The organism is Amycolatopsis sp. NPDC098790 (assembly GCF_044759945.1).
In the GTDB taxonomy this organism is placed as follows: Bacteria; Actinomycetota; Actinomycetes; order Mycobacteriales; family Pseudonocardiaceae; genus Amycolatopsis.
Window position 1 is genome coordinate 412,592 of record NZ_JBIWAI010000006.1, and the last position, 20,870, is coordinate 433,461.

Sequence of the window (20,870 nt, forward strand, 5' to 3'; positions counted from 1 at the left end):
CCGGCGGTTCGATGTGCGCGGCGACGATGGCTTCAACGCGAGGCGGGTCTCGCGCTTCAGGCGTTGGAAGGTTCGCTCCAGAGGTGCCGGAAACGCTCCGACACCACGGCGTCGTAGTCGACTGGCGCGTCGAGCAGGCCGGCTTCGCGGCCGAACTCCACCAGGGCGTTCGCGGCTGCCGGGGTGATGCGGGAGTCGTAGAACGGCGCGTCCCGGCGGACGAGTTCGGCGATCAACGTCGCTTCGCGCGCCGGGAACAGCCGCTCACCCACCTCGGTGGCGAGGTCCGGGTTCTCCGTCAGCGCCGCCTGGGCGCGGACGACGGCCCGGGTCATCGCCGCGACCGCTTCGGGACGGCGATCGATCGTCCGGTCGGTGACGGCCAGCGCGGGGAACGTGTACGCCTCGGCGCCCGGCGGGCCGTCGCCGCGGCGGGCATCGAGCACCACCTTGCCCGTTCCGGTCCGGACCGCCAGCTCCGCACCCATCCCGTTGGCCCAGAACCCGTCGATCAACCCTTCCGAGAGCGCCTGGGCCGCGGCCAGGCCGAACGACGTGCCCGCTCCTTCGGTCGCCGGTACCGGGCCGATCCCGACCTGCTCGGCGCCGACGCCCGCGGTGGCGAGCAGCCGGTGCAGGCCCAGGTCCGGACCCGGCGCCGCACCGATCCGGACTCCGCGCAGGGCCCGCACGTCGCCGCGGTCCACGGCCAGATCGGGCCGGACGACGAGGAACCAGTACATGTTCCGCGACAACGCGGCGACGAGCTTCACGCCGCGCCAGCCGGGGAACGCGTGCATCGGGGCGTGGGCGGCGCCGGCGAGGAAGTCGATCTCGCCGGTGCGCAGGGCCTCGGCGGCGTCGGTCACCGGGTACAGCAGCTCCAGCTCGACGTCGAGGCCTTCGTCGCGGGCCAAGCCCAGGTCGATCGCGGCGATGGCGGGGAAGTAGGACGGGGAAACCAGATCGGGTACGGCGAGTCGCACGGATGCTCCTTCAGGCGATTTCAGCGGACCGGACGACGGAGTCGAGCAGCGACGTCCGGCGCAGGAACGCGCGCTGCAGCTGCCGGTCCGCGCTGATCTCGGTGAGCCGGTCGAGGCGTTCCTTGCGGACCTCGGGGTCCTTCTCCTCCAGCCGCTTCTTGTTGTCGACGGTCTGCTGCTGGACGAACTCGATGTTGATCGTGCGCCGCCGCCGCTCATAGCGATCGAGCAGGGACGGGCCGGCGTCGAGCGTGCGCACCAGCTCCAGGGCGTCGTGCACCCCGCAGTTCAGGCCGAGGCCGCCGATCGGGTTGTTGACGTGCGCCGCGTCGCCGGCGAGGAACACCCGGCCGCGCCGGAACTCCGCCGCCACCCGCTGGTGGACGTTGTAGATGTTGCGGTGCAGCAGTTCCCGCGGCCGCTCGTCCGGGTGGATCGCCGTCATCACCCGCGCCGCGTGCTCGTCGCCCAGCGCTTCCTCGTCGGTCTGGTCCGGACGTGCGGCGAACACGACGCGCCAGCGGCCACGCAGGTCGTCACCGGCCACCTTGAAGAGGTTCACCCACTGGTCCGGGTCGGCGAAGTAGCTGCGGGTGGCGCAGCCCATCTCCGTGCCGAAGTCGTACGACGTCGTGAGCACCGCGAACCGCTCGGGCCAGGTGTAGCCGTCGAACTCGATGCCGAGGGCCTTGCGCACGGTGCTGCGGCCGCCGTCGCAGCCGAAGAGCCAGTCACCGGTCAGGACTTCGGTCTCGTCACCCGAAGAGATCGACACCTCGACCCGCTCGGAATCCTGCGAGATCTCGCCGACGCTCCAGCCGAGCCGGACGTCCACATCGGACATCTTCTCGAGCCGGTCGAGCACGATCCGGACGAGCTTGTGCTGTTCGGTCTGCACCACGTAGGGGAACTTCGTGTCGTCGCGCAGGTTGTCGTGGTCCATGCGGGCCACCAGGGTCTCGGTGGTCTTGTCCCAGAAGTCGAAGTACCGGCAGACCAGGCCCACCGAGACGAACTCGTCGATGACGCCGATTTCGTCGATCAGCTCGAGCGTCGAAGGGTGGAAGGTCGCCGCACGCGGCGCGTGGTCGATTTCGGCGCCGCGCTCGACGAGCGTCACGCGGAAGCCGCGCTGGGCGGCGGCGAGCGCGGCGACGGCGCCCACCGGGCCCGCGCCGGCGACGATGATGTGTCCTCGGTCAGTCATGGTTCCGCTTTCGGAGAAGGGGTTCAGTCGCGGTCGGCGGCGGCGTCGGCCCAGGGCGCGACCTTCGTCTCGAGCCAGCCGACGAGCCGGGTGAGCCCGACGCCGAGCGCCATCAGCACGATCACCGGCACGAACAGCCCGGCGGTGTCGAAGCGCTGGCCCGCCAGGATGATCTGGCCGCCGAGCCCGCCGATGGCGGTGAAGAACTCGGCGATGACGATCGCGATCACCGCGCGGCCGATGCCCAGGCGCAGGCCGGTCATGATGTGCGGCACGGTGGCCGGGAGGATGATCTTGCGCATGACGGCGAACTCCGTCGCCATGAACGAGGTGCCGACCTCGGTCATCGCGCGCGGCACCGCGCGGACGCCGGCCCGGGTGTTGATCACGACCGGGAACACCGTCATCACCACGACGATGACGACCTTGACCGTGAAGCCGAGCCCGAACCACAGCATGAACAGCGGGATCAGCGCGACCAGCGGCATCGCGTAGCCGGCGGTGACGTAGACGCCGAGCGCGGCGTCCGCGGCGCGGTAGCGGCCGACGAGCAGCCCGACCGGGACGCCGATCAGCGCCGCGACCAAGAAGCCGAGCAGCAGCGGCTGGAGGCTGTCGAACAACGCCTCGACGAGCAGCCCGGACTTCAGCTGGACGCCGAACTGCCGCACGATGGCGGTGGGGTAGGAGGAGAAGATCGGGTTCATCTGCCGCCCGACGACCTCCCAGAACACCAGCACGACGAGGATCGACGCGGTGGTGGTGAGACCGGCGCGGTGCCGCCGCGCGAACGACGGCCGGGTGCGCGGGGCCGCGGTCGCGGCGGGCGCGCTCTGTTCGATGGTGGTCACGTCTGTTGCTCCGTCCGGGAGGGGCTAGCTGGCGATGGCCGGCGTGGGCGCCCCGGTCATGAGGCGGCGCCAGATCTCGTAGCGCTTGGTGCTGAATTCGGTGAGCCCGCGCACGGTCACCAGGTCGGTGCGCGGCTGGGGCAGGTCGACGTCGAAGACCTCGTCGATCCGGCCGGGGCCGGGAACCAGCAGGACGACGCGGTCGGCCAGCAGGACGGCCTCGTCCAGGTCGTGGGTGACGAAGACGATCGTCTTGCCGGTTTCGGCGTGGATGCGCAGCACCTCGGCCTGCAGGCCCTCGCGCGTCTGCGCGTCGAGCGCGCCGAACGGCTCGTCCATCAGCAGCACCGCGGGGTCGACGCTCAGCGCCCTGGCCAGCCCGACCCGCTGCTGCATGCCGCCGGACAGCTGGTCGGGGCGCCGGTCGACGGCGTGCCCGAGCCCGACGAGCTCGAGTTTCTCCAGCGCGATCCGCCGTCGTTCGGCTTTCGGCACCCCGCGCGCCTCCAGGCCGAACTCGACGTTCTCCAGCGCGGTGCGCCAGGGGAAGAGCTGGGCGTTCTGGAAGACCATGCTGCGGTCCTCGCCGCAGCCCTTGATCTCCGTGCCGTCGACCAGGACCCGGCCCGAGTCGGCCTTCTCCAGGCCCAGCAGGATGCGCAGCAGCGTCGTCTTGCCGCAACCGCTCAGCCCGGTGAGGGCGATGATCTCGCCCGGTTCGATGTGCAGCGAGATGTGGTCGAGCACGGGCACCGGCTGCACTTGCTTGCCCACGCGGACGGTGAAGGTCTTGGACACGTCTTCGATCGACACGCCCGCTCGGCTGGGGGCCATGGGATTCTCCTTCAGGGGCGCGGCATCGCGAGGGCTTCGCGCTGCGGTCGGTCGTCGACGAGCTTGGCGAGGTCGGCGGGCTTGCTGAGCTGGCCGGACTTCGTGAGCGTGTTCGACAGGTAGGTCAGCCGCTTTTCGGCGACGCCGGCGTCGGGGTCCACGAGCTTCTTGCCGGCGATCAGGTCGTGCATGTAGGTGATGTACGGGTCGTCCGGAGTGGTCCCGGCTTCCTTCGCCGCGAGCGCCAGCGCTTCGTCCGGGTGGGCGTAGGCGTAGCGGAAGCCGTCCATCAGCCCGGCCAGGTACCGCGCGGCGGCGTTCGGCTTCGCGGCCAGCCGGTCGTTGCGGGCGATGATCGAGTACCGCGGGTAGTCCGGCACGACGTCGGAAGCCAGTGCCAGCACGTTCACGCCGTCCTTGGCGGCCCGGGGCACGTAGTCGGCGGGCGAGGAAGCGCTGTCCACGGTCCCGGCGACCACCGCCCGGTAGCGGTCGGCGTTGCCGCCGCCGTTGAGCTGCGGCATCGACTGCGGGGAAACGCCGGAGCGGGCCAGCATCACCTTCGCGATCACCGCGGGCAGCGCCGTCGGCGACGAGATCGCGATGCTCTTGCCCTTGAGCTGCCCGAGGCTGGTGATGTCCTTCTTCGCGTAGATCGCCCACGGCAGCCCGATCATCGTCGAGCCGATGATCGACGCGTCCAGGTTCCCGCGCTCGGAGGCGATGAAGAACGCGCCGGCGTTCTGCTCGACGGCGTCCACCTCGCCGGAGGCCAGCGCGGGCAGCGCCTGCGACGCGCTCTGCAGCGTCACGAATTCGACGTCGACGCCGTAGCGGTCGAAGAAGCCCTTCTCCTCGGCCATCCGCAGGAAGCCGCAGTCGGTCGAGCACTGCAGGACGCCGACTTTCCAGGTGCTCTGGTCGCCCGCCGCCGTCGCGCAGGCCGTGACGGCGGCCAGCACGGCGGTGAGGAGGAAAGGCAGCAGCCGCCGGGTTTTCACGGCTGCACCCGGTAGCGGACTTCGAACGTCAGCACGCCTTCATCGGTCCGCCACGGGCCGTGCGGCATGCCCGGCGGGCGGCAGGCGTACTCGCCGGCGCTGAAGGTCTTGTCCAGCGTCAGGTCGGTGAACGAGCCTTCGAGGATGTAGACCTCCTCCCAGAAGTCGTGCTTCTGCACGCCCATCGGGGTGGAGTCGGCGCCCGGCTCGTACCGCAGGATCCGTGTCGCGACGCCGCTTTCCTTATCGGCGGACAGGATCCGTTCGGTGATCTTGGGGTCGCCGCCGGGGCAGACGGTGAACCCGACGTCGGTGACGGGGAAGAACTCGTGTTCCGGCTTGCTCATGGTGGCTCCTACCGCGGGGTGGTCGTGTAGGTGTGGGTGAGGGGGGCCGCTGCGGGCAGGGTCAGGCTCAGCGACCACTCGTCGCCGTGGACGAACTCCCCGCCGATCAGCGCGAGCGTGCCGCAGAACAGCACGAAGTCGCCGGCGATGTCGCCGATCGTCGCGGTCATCCGCTCGAGCAGCTCGGCCGGGTGCCGCAGGCTCGACACCGCGCCCGCCTGGTACGGCCGTCCGTCCACTTCGGACGTCGCCTGGGCCTGGTCCCAGTCCGGGAACACCGGCGCGGGGCCGAGTTCGACCACGGCGCCGCCGACCGGCTTGGGGCACGCGGCCTTCGACGCGGCGATGTCGTCGCGCTCCAGCTCGCGGTCGGTGTGGTCGGAGCCGACGCCGAGGTAGTACGTGCCGTCGTGGCGGATCAGCACCGGCTCGACCTCGCCGGACGTCGCCTTGCCGCCGACCGGCACGGTCGTGTCGGTGCTGAGCAGCGCCGGGTCGAGGTCGTAGAACATCGGCACCGCGGGCGGCGGCGGGACGCCGATGGCGGCCAGCTCCTCGATGTGCCGCGCGACGGCGGCTTCGTCACGGGCGGTGTAGCCGGCGACGATCAGCTTCTCCGGCCGAACCGGTAAGCGCTTACCGGAGCCGGCCACGGTGAGGTCCAAAGTGGTCATGCGTGTGTCCCCGCTGTGCGGTCGGGGCGGGCCGCGGGGCCCGCCGTGAAGGTGAGGTCGGTGCGCCGGTCGGCGAGCACGGGGAACTCCGCCCTCGCCCGCTCGACCACGCCGGGATCGACGTCGCACCAGGTGATCCCGGGTTCCTCGCCGGCTTCGGCGAGCACCGTGCCCCACGGGTCGGCGACGCGGCTGTGCCCGCCGAGCTCGACGCCGCCCTGCACGCCCACGGCGTTGCAGGCGATGAGCACGACCTGCTCCTCCACCGCCCGGCAGGAGGTGAACAGCCGCCAGTGCTCGCGCCGCGCCGCGGGCCAGGCGGCCGGGACGACCACGATCCGCGCGCCGCCGTCGGCGAGGCCGCGCCAGAGTTCGGGGAAGCGCAGGTCGTAACACGTCGTCGCGGCGACCGGGCCGAGTTCCGTGGTGGCGACGCTGATCCCGTCGCCGGGGGTGAGCAGTTCGGCCTCGCGCGAGCGGTAACCGAAGACGTGGATCTTGCGGTAGACGTGCTCGACCTCGCCCGCCGGCGACACCAGCACGGCGGTGTTGAAGAGCCGTCCGTCGGTGTCCCGCTCGACGAAGCTGCCGAGGTGGACGTGCGCGCCCAGCTCCGTCGCCCAGCCTCGAGCCGCCGCGAGGGTGGGGCCGTCGAAGGGTTCGGCCTCGGTTTCGTAGGCGTCGAAAGCGAAGTAGCCCGCCGCCCACAGTTCCGGCAGCACCACCAGATCGGCGCCGGCGGCCGAGCGCACCAGCTCGCCGACCCGGGTGCGGCGCTCCGCGACCGGCTCGTCCGCCGGGCTCGCGACCTGGACCAGCGCGACCCTCATGACAGGCCTCGCACGGAGTGCTCGCCGCCGAGGTCACCGCGGATCGGCAGCCGCAGGACGGCGAGGGTGCTCGAGAGGTGCGCGGCGAGCGCGTCCCCGGCGTCGCCGTCGGCCAGCGCCCGCACGATCGCGGTGTGCTCCTCGAGGACGGTGCGCGCGCGGTTCTCGCCGCTGGCCACCGCGCGGATGCCCATCCGGATCTGCCGCTCGCGCAGGGATTCGTAGAACTCGGCGAGCACGGGGTTGCCCGCCTGGCGCACGAGCAGGCGGTGGAAGGCGCGGTCCAGCTCGATGAACGCGGCGGGGTCGTCGATCACCGCCTCCTGCTCGGCGACGAGGCTTTCGAGCGCGGCGACGAGCGCGGCGTCGGCGGGCACGATCCGCTTGATGCACCAGTCCTCGACGAGGGCACGCGCCTGCATGACGGCTTCGATCTCGCTGTCGGAGATCGGCGGGATGAAGGCCCCCTTCTTGGGGACGATCTGGAGGAACCCCTCGGCCTCCAGTCGCAGCAGTGCCTCCCGCACGGGCGTCCGCGACGTCCCGGCCTGCTTGGCGACCTCGGACTCGCTCAGGAAGACGCCGCCGTCGCGCGACAGCTCGGAGATGTGCTTCTTCAACCAGCCGTACGTGACGTCCTGCGCGGACGGGCCGCGCGTGCCGACATTCTGTGGACTGCTCATAGGCAACATGTATACATGTGGTCGACATGAGGGGCAAGTCGACGGCCGGTAGTCCGGCGACCTGCCTCGGCCCGGTCGCGGCCGACGCTCGCGGGCCCCGTTGCTCCGGAGCGGGCAGGATGTGGTGCAGGGGAGTCGTGCTCGTCGGACGCGCGGTCCCTTTCCCAGCCCGAGGATTGGACGCGCAATGGGACGCTCGTCGGTGTTCACCTTCCAGTACATCGCCATCGACACGGAGGCTGGTGTCACGCCGGAGGAGTTCGAGACCTTCGTGCGTGGTGAAGGTGTTCACCTGCCGTTGTACCCGGGGTGGCGGTGGACTCTGCTGCGCGGGTTGCGCGGCGAGCGGACCGGGCAGTACCTGATGTTGTACGAGATCGACAGCGCCGAGCAGCGCGACCGCTACGTCACGGCCCGGGGTGAGCAGACCGAGCAGGCCCGGTCGTTCTGGGCGGGGCACCCGGAGGCGGAGGCGGTGCTGGCGCGGTGGCGGCGGCTGGGCACGTTCGGTGAGCTGCCGACGTTGTTCACCGACTACCGGCTGCTGGCCGACAACCCGCGGAGCACGGTCACGCCCGGCCCCCGCTACCGCGACCGCCCGGGGGAGGAGCCCGTCGCCCGGGTCATCGGGATCCACAACCTGGCGTTGCGCGCCGGCGTGACCGAGGAGATGTTCGACCGCTTCATCGCCGAGAACCACCACCGGATCGACGACTACCCGGACTGGCGGTTCCACGTGCTCAAGGGCGAGCGGGGCAACCGCCTCGACCAGTACGTGATGATGATGGAGATCGCGAGCCTGGACGCGCTGGACGTCTTCTACCCCGAGCCCGACATCGCCACCGGCGAGGCCGCGGAGTTCGCGGCCGCCCACCGCGACACCAAGCAGATGTACGAGGAGTGGAAGAAGCTGGCGTCGTTTTCCGGTTCGCCGCAGATCTACACGGACTACCTCGCCGTCGCGGAGAACCCGGCGTAGCCCGCACGACCGGGACGGGCCCGGCCGCCAGCGGACAGCGGCGGCTCTCGACCGATCATCCGTACCGGGTCGGTGGCGATCGCGGGCTACGCCGCCGGCGGCGCTAGCAGCCGCGCGGTCTCGCGGAATCGTGCCACCAGCGGGTTCGGGTCCCGTGTCCGCGACGCCACCACGACCCGGCAGGGCTCGAAGCCCTCGACCGGGATCGCCGTGACGTCCTCGCGCAGCCGATGACGGTGGTCCCCGGCCGGCAGGACCGCCACGCCGCTTCCCGACGCCACCAGCTCCAGTTTGTCCTCGAAGCTGTCGTCCGGGGCGGGCGGCGGTGAGCCGTCCTTCGGGGTGCTCCAGAGCGTCGGCGTCACCGCGCACTCCACCAGCTCCTCGTCACCCAGATCGGCCACGGAGACGACTTCCTTGCCCGCCAGGCGGTGCGTGGTGGGAACCAGCAGCACGCGGGGCTCCTCGTACAGCGGCGTCACCGCCGCGGGGAACGGCAGTGGTTCGCGAGCGACCAGGGCGTCGACCCGGCCTTCGGGCAACGCGTGGGTGTCGTGCCAGCGCAGCAGCCGCGTCCGGATGCGCGCGTCGGGGTGGCGGTGGCGCAAAGCCCGCACCGCGGGGGTGATGATCAAGCCTTCGACGTAGCCGATGGTGATCTCACGCGGCGGGTCGGCGGCGCGGGCGACGGTCACGGCGTCGTCGACAGCCCCGAGGACGGCGTGGGCGCGCGGCAGGAACGCCTCGCCCGCCGAGGTGAGGCTGGTGCCCTGGGGCGTCCGGACGAACAGCCGCACGCCGAGCTGGTGCTCGAGCCGCTGGATCTGGCGGCTCAGCGACGGCTGGGCGAGGTGCAGGGCCGTGGCGGCGCGGCCGATGTTGCCGTGCTCCGCCACCACCGTGAAGTACCGGACCAGCCGCAGATCGAGATCCACACCTCGAGCGTACGCGCCATGCGCCGGGGGTATGGCGGCATGCGGACCAGGACTTGGACGCGGTGGCGGGACCGGCAGTTGACTCGGGGTATGAACGCTTACGAGGGAAAGAACGTCGTGATCACCGGCGGCAGCAGCGGGCTCGGCCTGGCGACCGCGGAGCTGCTGGCGGCCCGCGGCGCGCGGGTGCTGATCACCGGACGCGACAAGGAGAAGCTCGAATCGGCGCGGCGGCGGCTGGGGGAGCGGGCGACGGCCGTGCGCAGCGATTCCGCGTCCATGGCCGACGTCGAGGAGCTGGCGCGGGTGGTTCGCGGGCAGTTCGACGCGGTGGACGCGGTGTTCGTCAACGCGGGCGTGACCGCGTTCGCGCCGTTCGAGTCGATGCCGGAAGCTCGGTACGACGAGCTGTTCGCCGTGAACACCAAGGGCCCGTACTTCACCGTGCAGAAGCTGGCGCCGCTGCTGCGCGAGGGCGCCGGTGTCGTGCTCACGACGTCGGTGGCGAACGTCAAGGGGCTCGACCTGATCAGCGCCTACGCCGCGACGAAGGCGGCGTTGCGGTCGATGACCCGGTCCCTGGCGCGGGAACTGCTGCCCCGCCGGGTCCGCGTCAACGCCGTCAGCCCGGGCCCGATCGCCACCGGCATCCTCGACGCGACGCTGCCGCCGGACGTCGCCGAGCGGACCAGGGCCGAGATGGCCGCGCAGAACCCGATGCAGCGATTCGGCGAGCCGGCCGAGGTCGCGGCCACGGTGGCCTACCTCGCCTTCGACGCGACGTTCACCACCGGCGCCGAGATCCCCGTGGACGGCGGGGCCGCCCAGCTGTAGGCCACCCGCTGGTCGAGCCGAACCGGGTGGTGGCGCGAGCGTCGTACGGCCCGCGCGGAGACGCCGGCGAGAGCGGTCCGGCCGCCGGTGGCCGTCGTGTCCGACCGGGCCGGGCGTCAGCTGCTCGAGGTCCGGTGCTCCAGGTAGGAGACGGTGCAGCCGACCAGCCGGTCGGCTGCGTCGCGCGCGTGGGCTCGGCACATCTTGCCGGTGGCGCCGTCTTCGTCGGTGACGACCGCGACGGCCGGCTCGGCGCACGGGGTGTGGAGCCGGTCGTAGTCCCACTCGTGGGTGCAGGCGGGATCGGTGCACCAGGCGCGGTTTCCGCTCGCGCGCACCGTGGTGCCGTGGGCCGGGCAGACTCCCCAGGGAACGTCGCACAGGTCGGGGTCGCGGGACACCCGGACCCGGGCCAGGTCTTCCGCCGTCCGGGCGACTTCGTCGGTGTAGTCGCTCAGGTCGTGGGTCGCTTTCGCGATGGGCCGGGCGAGGCGCTGCAGGTGGCCGTCGGGGGCCGTCTGCAGCCGGGCGGCCACCTCCGCGGTCCGGGTCGCGAGCGCTTCGGCGTCGGCGGCCAGCGCACGCAGTTCCGCCGGCAGGGGCTCGGACGGGGTCGGCTCGGGCATGCTGGTCCTCGGTGGTCTGGTGATCGGTAACGCGGACTGCGCAAATACCCCGGAATCGGAGGTCGTAATCGCGGTCAGGACATTTCCGTCGAGCGGCCGGCGGACTTCCGAATGGGTGCGGAGGCTGTCAGCGGTCGACGTTCCAGCTGGCGTTCGCCTGGCTCACGAACGACTTCCGGCTGCCCGCGCTCAGCGCGGCGGACCGAGTCGGGTAGCAGTCCAGCACGGCCGCGAACCCGGTCGCCCGCAGCAGGTGCTCCGCCGCGCGGCTGCCGCCGGTCACGATCCGCAGCCGGGTCGCTCCGGCCGCGTCGTGGGTGAGCCGGATCGAACGTGCCCCGGCCACGGACACGAACGACAGCCCGGTCAGGTCCAGGATGAGTACTTCGCGCTCTTCTGCCAGCGCCCGGACGACGGCGCTGGAGAGCTTCGGCGCCGTACCGGCGTCCAGTTCTCCCGACAGCGCCAAGGCCGCGATGCCGGTACTTGTCTCCGAACGCACGATCTCCAGGCGTTCCGGTTCGAACGAGATGCCCACCGTCCACCTCCCGCGACCCCAGGCGACTACCCAGCGGGGCGATCCGCGAAACGGTTCACTTCGTCGAGCGGGCACGGGCCGGCGGTTCCTCGTGCCCGGCCGGCTCCCGTTCCGGTTCGGGACGGGAGCCGGCCGGCATCAGGAGACCACGCGGCGGAAGGAGTCGGCGTTGCCGGCGTCCGGTCAGGTCAGCTTGTTCTTGACCGCCTTGGCCTTGCCCTTCGCGGTGCCCTTGGCGTCCTGCAGCGGGGCGTAGGTGCCGTAGAGGGCGGGGTCGGGCTTGGGTGCGGTGCCGGGGCCGCCGAGGGGTTCGGGGTCCATCAGGTACTCGATCCCCGCGTCGGTCGTCCAGCTGGTGCCCTTGGCGCCGTCCGGGCCGTCGGAGAGGCGCCAGATCGTGTGGTTGTGGGTCTGGTCCTCTTCGTCGAGGAGGGCGTTGGGGGCGATTTCCTCTTCCAGGCCGTCGGCTTTGAGTTCTTCGATCGCGGCGAGCCACTGCTTCTGGTGCACGGTGTCGCGGGCGAGGTTGAACTTGAGCATGGCTTTGACGCCGGGGTCGTCGGTCATGTTGTAGAGGCGGGCGGTTTGGAGGCGGCCTTGTGCTTCGGCGGCGGCGTTGGCGCGGAAGTCGGCGAGCAGGTTGCCGGAGGCGACGATGTACTTGCCGTTCCAGGGGGTGCCGTTGCTGTCGGCGGGCAGGGCGCCGCCGCCGGCGACGATGGCTTGCTGGGGGTCCATTCCGCCGATGACCGCGGCCATGACGGGGTCTTTGACGGCTTCGGCGGTCATGGTGGCGGGGGCGCCTTCGAGCAGGCGTGCGACCATGGTGGCGAGCATTTCGACGTGCCCGATCTCTTCGGTCGCGGTGTCCATGATGAGGTCTTTGTACTTGCCTTCGATGCGGCAGTTCCAGCCTTGGAACAGGTATTGCATGGTGACGGTCATTTCGCCGTAGGCGCCGCCGATGAGTTCCTGCAGCTTGTGGGCGTAGACGGGGTCGGGCTTTTCGGGTTTGGCTTCGAACTGGAGCAGCTTCGTGTGACGGAACAAGATTTCCTCCGTGGTGGCTGGGGTGTCCGCGGCCTGCATTCCCGGTTAGCGGACGGTTAACCGCGCGGGGTGAATGCGGCCGCGGGTCGCGGCCCGGTGGAAAGCCGGTCCGCGGCGCGGCCACCTGCCTGCACCAGTCGCTGACGATCGCGGCGACGTCGTTGGCGGTGCGTGGCGCGGGCTCTCGCCGTCGGCTCCGATCGGACGGACCGGCCCGCCCTCGTTTCCGGGCATTCGACCGCCGTGCCTGCCGGTGCCATGGGCGTGGCTCTCCTCTGAACGCCGGACTCAGAGGTAGCTGGTGCCGGTCGATTCCTCGGCCGCGGCCCAGAGCCTCCGGCCGATCGCCGGGTCGGCCGCTTCCTTGCTGAGCCGGGCTTCGGTGACGCGGCCGCGGGTCTCGCCGAGTCCGGACGGACCGAAGAACTGACCGCCGCGGACGCCCGGCGCGGTCGCGGCGTACAGCTGCGGCAGCGTGCCCCGCTCGACCGGCTGGGTGGCCAGCAGGCCGACCCGCGCGATCAGCTTTCCGGCCCGGCCACGGTGTTCCCAGGCGCGCGGGGTCAGGTTGGTGCGGGTGAGACCGGGGTGGGCCAGCACGCTGATGACCGGCGATCCGGCCGACCGCAGGCGGCGGTCCAGCTCGAGACCGAAGACCGTGGCGGCGAGCTTGGACCTGCCGTACGCGGTGGCGGCGCGGTAGCCCCGTTCGTACTGCAGGTCGTCGAAGTCGAGGTGGGCGTTCTTGTGGGTGATCGAGCTGAGGCTGACCACGCGGGCGGCCGGCGCCGACGCCAGGTTGGCGAGCAGCAGGCCGGTGAGGGCGAAGTGGCCCAGCATGTTGGTGGCGAACTGCAGCTCGAAGCCGTCGGCGGAGGTGCGGCGCGGGCCGAGCAGGACGACCCCGGCGTTGTTGACCAGCAGGTCGATCGCCGGGTGGTCGGCGGCCAGCTTCGCGGCGAACGCGCGCACCGAGCCGAGGCGGGCTAGGTCCAGCTCGCGCACCTCCGTGGCCCCGTCGATCCGGCGCGCGGCTCGCTCGCCGGCGTCGGTGTCGCGGACGGCGAGCACGACGTGCGCGCCGCGGCGGGCCAGTTCGGTGGCGGTGACCAGGCCGAGGCCCGAGTTCGCGCCGGTCACGACGGCGACGCGCCCGTGCTGGCCGGGCATGCGGTCGGCGGTCCATCCGGTCATCTGCTGCTCCTGAAGGGTCGGTGTGCCGACGACGTTAGGAGCGCTCCGGGCCGGCTCGGTCGGTATCGGGTGCCTGGGTCTGCGGGACCCACCCTCGGCGGCCGCGGAGGTGCCACACTCGGAGGCATGACCAGCGCCCACCCCTACGCCCGCGAGCTCGGCGAGTTCCTGCGCGCCCGGCGCGGCCGGGTGCACCCGCGCGACGTCGGCCTCGAGCCGGGCGGCCGGCGCAAGGTCAGCGGGTTGCGCCGTGAGGAACTGGCGCTGCTGGCCGGGCTGAGCACCGACTACTACCAGCGCATCGAGCAGGGCCGCGAAGTCCGCGCGTCCGACGACGTCCTGGCGGCGCTCGCCGGCGCGTTGGGCCTCGGCGACGGGGAGCGCCGGCACCTGTTCACCCTGGGCCGCGCCGCTCGCCGGCCGGCGCCCGCCGGAGTGCCCCGCGAGCCGGAGCGGGTGCCGGAGGGCACCCGGCGGCTGCTGCGGGTCACCGACACCCCGGCGGTCGTCCTCGGCCGGCACCTCGACCTGCTCGACTGGAACCCGATGGCCGAAGCGCTGCTCGGCGACCCGGGCGACTACCCGCCGGACCGGCTCAACATGCTCCTGCTGCTGTTCGACGACACGCGAACAGACCAGCGGAGGTGCCCGGACTGGGAGCAGCAGGCCTTGGACTACATCGGCATGCTGCGCGCGGCCGTCGCGACCGACCCCACCCACCCCCGCGCGACCGCGATCGTCGGCGAGCTGAGCATCCGCAGCGCCGAGTTCCGGCGGTTGTGGGCCCGCCACGACGTGCGCGAGTCGGTGAGCGGTTCCAAGACCTTCCGGGTGCCCGAGGTGGGCGACCTCGTCCTGGACTGGGACACCTACCCGCTGCCCGGCAACCCGGGGCCGGTCATGCTGGTGTTCACCGCCGAGCCGAGCAGCGCCGCCGCGGACCGGCTGCGGCTCTTGGCGTCGTTGCACGCGACCCGCGCCGCCCACGGCTGACGAACGACCCGGCGTGGGTGAAGCCCCGGCCGGAACTTCACCCACGCACGACGTCGTCAGCTGCCGGCGAGCGTTGTCGTGGGCGTCGGCGGCGTCACGAGCTCGGGCCGGTACCCCAGCCGCCCGCGCGTCGCGACCAGCACCACCGCCGCCGCGATGCCCGACGCCACCAGGAAAACCAGAGCGACGTCGTCCGCGGACGCGTTCGGGAACACGTCCGCCCACGCGATCGAGATCGTGTTGTTCACGCTCGTGTGGACCAGCATCGCGATGGGGAGGCTCTGGCCGCTGCGGTTGAACACCCACGTCATCAGGATGCTGAACAGCGTCGTCGTCGCGACGAACTCGACGATCGTCCAGACCGTCACGTCCGGCCAGTGGCCCCACTCCGAAAAGAACAGCGGCAGGTGCCACAGGCCCCACAGCGGGCCGAGGAGCAGCGTTCCGCGCAGCGGCCCGAACTTCGGCTGCAGGTAGGGGAGCGCGAAGTCGCGCCAGCCCGGCTCCTCGGCCAGGCCCGTCGTCACCATCTGGAACACCAGGCCCGGCACCAATGCCACGAACACGGCCGCGCCCGGGACGTGGACGTCGCCGCCGCTCAGGGCCACGCCCGTCACGACCAGGGCCGCCGGGACGCCGAGGATCGCGCCGACGTACCAGCGCCAGTTCACGTTCCACTTCAGCAGCCGGCCCGCCCAGCGCCGCAGGCCCGGCCGGCCCTCCGCGGCCGCCGTCACGAGGAACGCCGCCAGAATCGGGCCGAGGTAAGCACCCGGCAGCACGCCCAGCAGCTGCGTCGTGCCCGCGATCTCCGGGAAGGAGAGCTCCGGCTCGACGCCGAGACCGTTGCGGCCCAGGACGTACGGCGTCCACGCGATCCAGCTCAACGCGAACGCGAGGGTGAAGAAGCTGACGAGCGGGTAGCGGGCGATCAGGCCCCGCACTCCGGTTTTCCCTTGCACGGTGATGCCTTTCCTTTCTCGGACACGAACGGTCATTCGCCGACGCGCATCGCGGCGACGGCGGCCGGGCGCAGCGCGAACCGGGTCGGGATCGCGATCGCGCCCCAGCCGACGACGGCGGCGGCCGCGAGGATCCCGGCGTGGACCAGCGGCGGCACGGTGGGCAGCGCCGTCCCGGTCAGGCCGAGGCTGATGCCGACCAGCGGCGGCAGCGCGGCCAGCGACCCCAGCACGATCGCGGCCACGACGACGACGGCCGCCTCGCCGCGCGTCATGGCGCGGACCTGGCGCGGTTTCGCCCCGACCAGCCGCAGCAGCGCGAACTCGCGGACCCGGGCCGCGGTGGCCAGGACCAGGATGTTCACCACCGCGATCGCGATGAACGCGATCAGCACGAGGTTGAGCACCAGGGTCACCGCGGACTGCGCGCCCGCCGCGTCGTTCCGGGCCGTCACGAACGCCTGCCGGTCGGCGACGTGGACCTCCGGGAACGCCGGAAACGCGGCCACCTTGCCCGCGACGAGGATCTCGTCGTCGAGCCCGCTGGTGGTGTGGCCGGCGACGACGTCGTGCGGCAGCGTCAGGTCGCCGTAGCCGAGGCCGTTGCCGTAGACCGCGACGACGCGGGCGGTGTGCGGGGTGCCGTCGCCGAGGCGCATCGCCACCGTCCCGCCCAGGTCCACGCCGAACGTCCCGGCGGCACCTTCGCTGAGGGCGACGGCGTCGCCGGTGAGGCCGGCCAGGTCGCCCCGGCGGACGTCGAGGTCCAGGACGCGGCCGAGCCCCTCCGCGGTGACGCCCTGCGCGGCGTAGGCCTCGGTCATCGGGTCGCCGAACATCCGCGACGTCACCAGGACCTGCGTGTGCACCACGGAAACCGCCGCCGTCACCCCCGGCGTCCGGCGGACGGCGTCGGCCACGGCGGGCGCGATGCCGCCGTCGGCCACGAGCACCTGGTCGGCGCGCAGGCCGGCCTCGGTCTGCCGCTGCGCGGCGGCGGCGGTCGTGGTCAGGGTGAAGATCTGCACCGACGCCAGCGCCACGCCCATGATCAGCGGGGTGGCCGCCGCGCCGAGCCGGCGGGAACGCGCCCGGGTGTTGGCCCCGGCGAGGAACCCGGACGCCGGACGGCTCAGCCCGAGCTTGCCCAGCACCCGCGCGGTCGCGGTGAGCAGCCGTGGTCCGAGCAACGCCACCGCGGTGACCAGCAGCAACGTCGATCCGGCGGCACCGGCCGCGCCGGCGGTGCCGGTGATCAGCAGCGGGAACGCGATGCCGGCGGCGGTTCCGGCGAGCGCGAGCACCCAGCCCGCGGCGATCCGGCCGCGGCCGAGCCGGGGCGGCTCCACGGCGGCCTCGCCGAGCGCGTCGACCGGGCTGATCCGCGCCGCTCGGCGGCCGGTGATCAGGCCGGCCGCCACCGCGGCCAGCACGGACCCGGCGACCGCGGCGAGCACCGGCAGCGGGCCGATGACGAACCCGAACCCCGCGGGGATCGAGCCGACCCGGACGAACACCCCGTGCAGCAGCAGGCTCAGGCCGACGCCGGGGAGCGCGCCGAGCACCGCCGCGACCGTGGCCACCAGCGCCGTCTCGATGCCGATCAAGCGGTAGAGGTGGCCCGGCCCGGCCGCGATCGCCCGCAGCAGGGCGAACTCGCGGCGGCGCTGCTGGTTGGCCAGGCCGAGGGTGCTGGCCACCACCAGCAGGACGATCACCAGCATCGTGCCGCCGAAGGAGCCGGCGACGAGCGTCAGGAACGACCGCGCCGCGCCGACGTCGAGGAACTCCGCGCCGGCCCGGTCGTCGCCGGTGGCCGTCGCGACACCCGGCACGGCCTGCCCGATCCCCGCGGCGAGACCGACCGCGTCGACTCCCGGCTCGGCCAGGACGGCGACGGCGTCCACCGCGTCCGGCCGGCCGGCGACGACGCGGGCCTGCTCGTCGGTCAAGAACGCCGTCCCCGCCGCGACGGTGCCGACCACGCGGTACGGGGACGCGATCCCGCCCACCGCGACGTCGACGACGTCGCCGATGCGCGCGCCGCCGAGAACGATTTCGTCGGGACGTTCCGGCGCCCGGCCCCCGGTGAGCGCGACGGCGTCGAGCCGCGTCGAGGACCAGCCGTGGACGACGAGCGGACCGCCGCCGCGCAGCACGACCGTCGCGCTCACGTCGGGCACCACCGCGGCGACCCCGGGCACGCGGGCGATCTCGCCGGCCCGCGCCACCGGCAGCGGGACGCGCTCGGCGAACCGCTGACCGACACCGTCCTCTGTGGACTCCGACTGCGGCGCGGTGACGACCACCGCGGCCGGGGCGTAGCGCTGCGGCGGAATCCCGGCGCGGAGACCGGAGTCGAGCAGGACGCCGCTCGCGGTGATCAGTGCGGACCCGGCGAACACCGCGACGAACGCGGCCGCGAACGTCGCCTTGCGGGCCCGGATGTTCCGCCGCGCCAAGGCGAACACGCTCATCACCACTCCCCGAGGTGCGTCATGCGCTCGGCGATGCGCTCGGGCGTCGCGCCGGTCAGCTCGCCGACGATCCGGCCGTCGGCCAGGAACACCACGGTGTCGGCGTAGGAGGCCGCGACCGGGTCGTGCGTGACCATCAGCGCCGTCTGGCCCGAGCGGTCCACCGCCTGCCGCAGCGTGCCGAGCACCTGCCGCGCGGTGCGGGTGTCCAGCGCGCCCGTCGGCTCGTCGAGGAACATCACCTCGGGCCGGGTGACCAGGGCCCGGGCGATCGCGACGCGCTGCTGCTGGCCGCCGGAGAGCTTGCTGGGGCGGCGGTCGAGCGGGACGTTCAGCTCGACCGACCGGACGATCTCGGCGAGGAACGCCGGGTCGAACCGCTGGTTGCCCAGGCGCAGCGGGAGCACGATGTTCTGCTCGACCGTCAGCGCGTCGAGGAGGTTGTAGGACTGGAAGACGAACCCGATCCGTTCACGCCGCAACGCGGTCAGCTCGGATTCGCGGCGTCCGGTCAGCTCGACGTCGCCGAGCGTGATGCGGCCCGACGTCGGCCGGTCCAGCCCGGCGGCGCAGTGCAGGAACGTGCTCTTGCCCGACCCGGACGGGCCCATGATCGCCGTGAAGGTCCCGCGCCGCAGGCCGAGCGTGATGCCCCTGAGCGCGTGGACTGCGGCGTCGCCCTTGCCGTAGGTCTTGGCCACCGAGTCCATCCGCACCGCGTACTCGAGCCCGTGCGCGATCGCTGTCATCGCCGTTGTCCTTCCCCAGTTTTTCCGGTGGTCAAGACGCTATGAGCGGGACGGGCGCGGCACACGGGCCCGCGCACCCGGACCGGGGGTGTAGCCAGCTACACCCCCTCGGGGGGTTCAGTAGAGTCGCGACGACCACCGCCCCGGGGAGCCTCGATGAGGACAGCGTTCAGCCGCAGCATCCGCGCCACCGCGGTGCTCGCTTCCGGGCTGCAGACCGCGCTGCCCGCGCTGGCCGGCGTGCTCGTCCTGCCGTTGTTGGTGCTGCTGCTGCCGTTCGCGCCGTCGGTGGCGAAGCCGGTGCGCGGGCTGGCCCGGCTCGAGCGCGAGCGGTTCGCTCTGCGCGCGGTGCGGGACCCGGCGACCTGGCACGCTCTGCTGTGGATGGTCGGGCACGGGCTCGGGGGCACGTTCCTCGGCCTGCTCGGCATCGCGCTGTGGCCCGCGATCGTGGCGAGCGCGACGATCCCCGCGTACTGGTGGCTGTTCCCGCCGGAGAGCTTCACCGGGATGTTCGTCGTCATCGAGACGTGGCCGGAGGCGCTGACCCTGCCGCTGCTGCAGGCCGCGCTCTACGCCGCCCTGGTGGTGTGGCTGGTGCCGCTGATCGCGCGCGGCCAGCGGGGGCTCGCGCGGTCGCTGCTCGGGCCGAACGAGACCGAGCTGCTGGCCCAGCAGGTCGAACGGCTCACCGAAACCCGGGCCGAGGCGCTGGAATCGCACGGCGCCGAGCTGCGCCGCATCGAGCGTGACCTCCACGACGGCGTCCAGGCGCAGCTGGTGGCGGTCTCGGTGCGGCTCGGGCTCGCCGCGCGCGCGATGTCGGCCGAGCCGGACAACCCCGTGGCCGGGCTGGTGAAGGACGCCCGGACGGGCATCGAGGACTCCCTGGGCGCCCTGCGCGGCATCATCCGCGGCATCTACCCGCCGATCCTCGCCGACCGCGGGCTCGCCGGCGCGGTGCACGCGCTGGCGGGCGGCCAGCGCATCCCGGTGACCGTACGGGTTCCCGACGACCTGCCGCGCCCGCCCGCGGCGATCGAGGCGGCGGCGTACTTCGTCGTGGCGGAGTCGCTGACCAACGTCACCAAGCACAGCGCGGCCGGGCACGCCGAGGTCGTCGTCGAAGGCGACGGACACAGCCTGCGCGTCACGGTCCGCGACGACGGCCAGGGCGGCGCCGACGCCGAGCGCGGCAGCGGGCTGTCCGGCATCCGCCGCCGGGTGGCGGCGCTCGACGGCACCGCCCGGATCGACAGCCCGGTGAACGCAGGAACGACGATCGAGGTGCTGCTGCCATGCGAATAGTGCTCGCCGAGGACAACGCCCTCCTGCGCGAGGGGATTTCGCTGCTGGTGAAGAGCGCGGGGCACGAGATCGCCGGAATCGCGACCAGCGGCCCGGAGATCGTGCCGACGCTGCTGCGGCACCGGCCGGACATCGCGGTGATCGACGTCCGCCTCCCGCCGAGCTTCCGCGACGAGGGCCTGCGCGCGGCGATCGAGGCCCGCGAGCACCTGCCGGGGTTGCCGGTGCTGGTGCTGTCCCAATACGTAGAGCAGGCGTACGCGAAGGAACTCCTGGAGACGGGCGCGGCGGCCACCGGATACCTGCTGAAGGACCGCGTCGGCCGGGTCGAGGAGTTCCTGGACGCCCTGGACCGAGTCGCGGCCGGAGGCACGGCGCTCGACCCGGAGGTGGTGTCCCAGCTGATGAACAAGCGCGACCCGCTCCAAACCCTGACGGCGCGCGAGCAGGAGGTGCTGCACCTCATGGCCCAGGGCTTGGACAACTTGACGATCGCCGGCGAGCTGGTGGTGACCGAACGCGCGGTGACCAAGCACATCGGCAACATCTTCCGCAAGCTTGGCTTGCCGGTGAGCGACAGTGGACACCGGCGGGTGCTGGCGGTGCTGGCGTACGTCAACGCCTGACCTCCTGAGATACCGAGCCGACACCGCGATGGGCGGCAACAGCTTTGACCACTGCTGCAAAACGCGATGTTCGGTCATGAGCATGAGCTTGCACGGATTGGGGCACTGCCTCGGTCGCGTCTCTACAGTGTGCGTGCCGGTGCCCGTTGGTTGGGAACGCCGGCCATGCGGGGCGGGAGCAAGTCG

22 protein-coding genes are annotated in these 20,870 nt (G+C 72.3%); 5 read left to right on the forward strand and 17 right to left on the reverse strand.

The genetic code is table 11. The features are described 5' to 3' along the window. Nucleotides 1-56: 56 nt before the first annotated feature. Genes ACIQWX_RS38990 through ACIQWX_RS39030 form a run of 9 tightly spaced genes read right to left on the reverse strand, consistent with a single transcriptional unit; the run spans nt 57 to nt 7,413 of the window. A complete protein-coding gene (locus tag ACIQWX_RS38990) occupies nt 57-986 on the reverse strand; it encodes an ABC transporter substrate-binding protein (RefSeq protein WP_400882154.1) in 930 nt (309 codons plus the stop codon). A gap of 10 nt (nt 987-996) precedes the next feature. After that, nucleotides 997-2,193: an FAD-dependent oxidoreductase gene (locus tag ACIQWX_RS38995; protein ID WP_400882157.1), complete on the reverse strand. Its 1,197-nt coding sequence runs from the start codon at nt 2,191-2,193 to the stop codon at nt 997-999. A 23-nt stretch (nt 2,194-2,216) separates the two neighbouring features. Beyond that, the gene (locus ACIQWX_RS39000) at nt 2,217-3,044 is read right to left on the reverse strand and encodes an ABC transporter permease (RefSeq protein WP_400882160.1); all 828 of its coding nucleotides are present in this window, start codon (nt 3,042-3,044) and stop codon (nt 2,217-2,219) included. 24 nt (nt 3,045-3,068) lie between these two features. Next, complete coding sequence (locus ACIQWX_RS39005) at nt 3,069-3,878, reverse strand: ABC transporter ATP-binding protein (protein WP_400882163.1); 810 nt, start codon at nt 3,876-3,878, stop codon at nt 3,069-3,071. Between the two features lie 11 nt (nt 3,879-3,889). Next, nucleotides 3,890-4,879, reverse strand: coding sequence for an ABC transporter substrate-binding protein (locus ACIQWX_RS39010; protein ID WP_400882165.1), 990 nt, complete (start codon nt 4,877-4,879; stop codon nt 3,890-3,892). Then, on the reverse strand, nt 4,876-5,226 hold the full coding sequence (locus ACIQWX_RS39015; protein WP_400882168.1) for a cupin domain-containing protein: 351 nt from the start codon (nt 5,224-5,226) through the stop codon (nt 4,876-4,878). Before ACIQWX_RS39015 ends, ACIQWX_RS39010 begins: the two co-directional genes overlap by 4 nt. 8 nt (nt 5,227-5,234) lie before the next feature. Then, entirely contained in the window at nt 5,235-5,900 is a 666-nt protein-coding gene (locus ACIQWX_RS39020) for a DUF2848 family protein (RefSeq protein WP_400882171.1), read from the reverse strand. After that, nucleotides 5,897-6,730 carry a carbon-nitrogen family hydrolase gene (locus tag ACIQWX_RS39025; protein ID WP_400882174.1) on the reverse strand — a complete coding sequence of 278 codons (834 nt, stop codon included), beginning with the start codon at nt 6,728-6,730 and terminating at the stop codon, nt 5,897-5,899. Before ACIQWX_RS39025 ends, ACIQWX_RS39020 begins: the two co-directional genes overlap by 4 nt. Further along, nucleotides 6,727-7,413, reverse strand: a complete 687-nt coding sequence (locus ACIQWX_RS39030; RefSeq protein ID WP_400882177.1) for a GntR family transcriptional regulator — start codon at nt 7,411-7,413, stop codon at nt 6,727-6,729. The genes ACIQWX_RS39025 and ACIQWX_RS39030 overlap by 4 nt, the downstream gene beginning before the upstream one ends. A 187-nt stretch (nt 7,414-7,600) precedes the next feature. On the opposite strand from ACIQWX_RS39030, the gene ACIQWX_RS39035 reads away from it, so the two are divergent. Beyond that, nucleotides 7,601-8,392, forward strand: a complete 792-nt coding sequence (locus ACIQWX_RS39035) for a hypothetical protein (protein ID WP_400882180.1) — start codon at nt 7,601-7,603, stop codon at nt 8,390-8,392. Nucleotides 8,393-8,478: 86 nt separating this feature from the next. Here ACIQWX_RS39035 and ACIQWX_RS39040 read toward each other — a convergent pair whose 3' ends face one another. Beyond that, a complete protein-coding gene (locus ACIQWX_RS39040) occupies nt 8,479-9,327 on the reverse strand; it encodes a LysR family transcriptional regulator (RefSeq protein ID WP_400882183.1) in 849 nt (282 codons plus the stop codon). Nucleotides 9,328-9,417: 90 nt separating this feature from the next. Here ACIQWX_RS39040 and ACIQWX_RS39045 point away from each other — a divergent pair, with 90 nt between their 5' ends. Next, entirely contained in the window at nt 9,418-10,161 is a 744-nt protein-coding gene (locus ACIQWX_RS39045; RefSeq protein ID WP_400882185.1) for an SDR family oxidoreductase, read from the forward strand. 116 nt (nt 10,162-10,277) lie between these two features. Here ACIQWX_RS39045 and ACIQWX_RS39050 read toward each other — a convergent pair whose 3' ends face one another. The 4 genes from ACIQWX_RS39050 to ACIQWX_RS39065 all read right to left on the reverse strand — a co-directional run bounded on the left by ACIQWX_RS39050 (nt 10,278) and on the right by ACIQWX_RS39065 (nt 13,569). Further along, nucleotides 10,278-10,787, reverse strand: coding sequence for a hypothetical protein (locus ACIQWX_RS39050; RefSeq protein WP_400882188.1), 510 nt, complete (start codon nt 10,785-10,787; stop codon nt 10,278-10,280). A 127-nt stretch (nt 10,788-10,914) separates the two neighbouring features. Beyond that, nucleotides 10,915-11,325, reverse strand: coding sequence for an STAS domain-containing protein (locus ACIQWX_RS39055; protein ID WP_400882191.1), 411 nt, complete (start codon nt 11,323-11,325; stop codon nt 10,915-10,917). A 183-nt stretch (nt 11,326-11,508) separates the two neighbouring features. Continuing rightward, complete coding sequence (locus tag ACIQWX_RS39060) at nt 11,509-12,375, reverse strand: manganese catalase family protein (RefSeq protein WP_400882194.1); 867 nt, start codon at nt 12,373-12,375, stop codon at nt 11,509-11,511. Between the two features lie 288 nt (nt 12,376-12,663). After that, complete coding sequence (locus ACIQWX_RS39065; RefSeq protein ID WP_400882197.1) at nt 12,664-13,569, reverse strand: oxidoreductase; 906 nt, start codon at nt 13,567-13,569, stop codon at nt 12,664-12,666. A 126-nt stretch (nt 13,570-13,695) separates the two neighbouring features. Between ACIQWX_RS39065 and ACIQWX_RS39070 the strand changes: the two genes are divergently transcribed. Further along, a complete protein-coding gene (locus tag ACIQWX_RS39070) occupies nt 13,696-14,562 on the forward strand; it encodes a helix-turn-helix domain-containing protein (RefSeq protein WP_400882200.1) in 867 nt (288 codons plus the stop codon). A 56-nt stretch (nt 14,563-14,618) separates the two neighbouring features. Here ACIQWX_RS39070 and ACIQWX_RS39075 read toward each other — a convergent pair whose 3' ends face one another. From ACIQWX_RS39075 to ACIQWX_RS39085, 3 genes are read right to left on the reverse strand one after another with little or no spacing between them, the layout of a single operon-like run. Then, nucleotides 14,619-15,506, reverse strand: coding sequence for a type II CAAX prenyl endopeptidase Rce1 family protein (locus ACIQWX_RS39075; protein ID WP_400882203.1), 888 nt, complete (start codon nt 15,504-15,506; stop codon nt 14,619-14,621). A 50-nt stretch (nt 15,507-15,556) separates the two neighbouring features. After that, complete coding sequence (locus ACIQWX_RS39080; RefSeq protein WP_400882206.1) at nt 15,557-18,001, reverse strand: FtsX-like permease family protein; 2,445 nt, start codon at nt 17,999-18,001, stop codon at nt 15,557-15,559. Beyond that, on the reverse strand, nt 18,001-18,750 hold the full coding sequence (locus ACIQWX_RS39085) for an ABC transporter ATP-binding protein (RefSeq protein WP_400882209.1): 750 nt from the start codon (nt 18,748-18,750) through the stop codon (nt 18,001-18,003). The genes ACIQWX_RS39080 and ACIQWX_RS39085 overlap by 1 nt, the downstream gene beginning before the upstream one ends. Before the next feature lie 156 nt (nt 18,751-18,906). Here ACIQWX_RS39085 and ACIQWX_RS39090 point away from each other — a divergent pair, with 156 nt between their 5' ends. Together ACIQWX_RS39090 and ACIQWX_RS39095 are read left to right on the forward strand one after the other, a co-directional pair. After that, complete coding sequence (locus tag ACIQWX_RS39090; protein WP_400882212.1) at nt 18,907-20,058, forward strand: histidine kinase; 1,152 nt, start codon at nt 18,907-18,909, stop codon at nt 20,056-20,058. Then, the gene (locus tag ACIQWX_RS39095; RefSeq protein WP_400882215.1) at nt 20,049-20,684 is read left to right on the forward strand and encodes a LuxR C-terminal-related transcriptional regulator; all 636 of its coding nucleotides are present in this window, start codon (nt 20,049-20,051) and stop codon (nt 20,682-20,684) included. Before ACIQWX_RS39090 ends, ACIQWX_RS39095 begins: the two co-directional genes overlap by 10 nt. Nucleotides 20,685-20,870 lie beyond the last annotated feature (186 nt).